This is a genomic window from Paenibacillus sp. 01T422 (assembly GCF_056398785.1).
Genome location: NZ_JBFTQB010001461.1, coordinates 1 through 778, shown reverse-complemented (window position 1 = coordinate 778; position 778 = coordinate 1). Strand labels below are relative to the sequence as shown.

The 778-nt window shown below is 43.7% G+C and carries 1 pseudogene; it reads right to left on the bottom strand.

Going from position 1 to position 778, the window contains the following annotated elements:
* A pseudogene (locus AC1DUA_RS39510) lies at positions 1-709 on the bottom strand (DNA-directed RNA polymerase subunit beta); the annotation flags it as partial.
* Positions 710-778 lie beyond the last annotated feature (69 nt).

Sequence of the window (778 nt, the reverse complement as noted above, 5' to 3'; positions counted from 1 at the left end):
CATAGATTTCGATTAACGCTTTTTCCGTAGAATCCGTGTTATCTTTATCGAGCGTATTACGGATATATTCATTATCACCGAGCAAATCCAAAATCTCTGCATCCGTGCCGAATCCTAATGAACGAAGCAGTACCGTAACTGGAATTTTGCGCGTGCGATCGATACGAACATAGATAATATCCTTCGCATCTGTCTCAAGCTCCAACCAAGCCCCACGGTTCGGAATGACCGTCGCCGTGTAAGTTTTTTTGCCGTTTTTATCCACTTTCGTGCTATAATAAACACTGGGGGAACGAACGAGCTGGGAGACGATTACACGCTCCGCACCGTTAATAATGAACGTTCCTGTATCGGTCATAATAGGGAAGTCCCCCATGAACACTTCTTGTTCCTTGACCTCGCCGGTTTCCTTATTAATCAAACGGACTTTGACTCTTAACGGCGCCGCATAGGTTACGTCGCGTTCTTTGGATTCATCAACCGAATACTTAGGATCGCCCAAGCTATAGTCAATAAATTCCAGTACTAGGTTACCTGTGAAATCTTGAATCGGAGAGATATCCTGAAACATCTCACGTAATCCCTCTTCCAAAAACCACTCATACGATTTTTGCTGGATTTCAATCAGGTTTGGAATGCCCAGCACCTCATTAATTCGTGCATAAGTCCTGCGTTTACGTCGTCCAAATTGAACAAGATGTCCCGCCAACTTTCATTCACCCCTCAACTCTACTCAATAAATAAAAAGAAGAAGAAAAACTTCGACCGACGTACACTC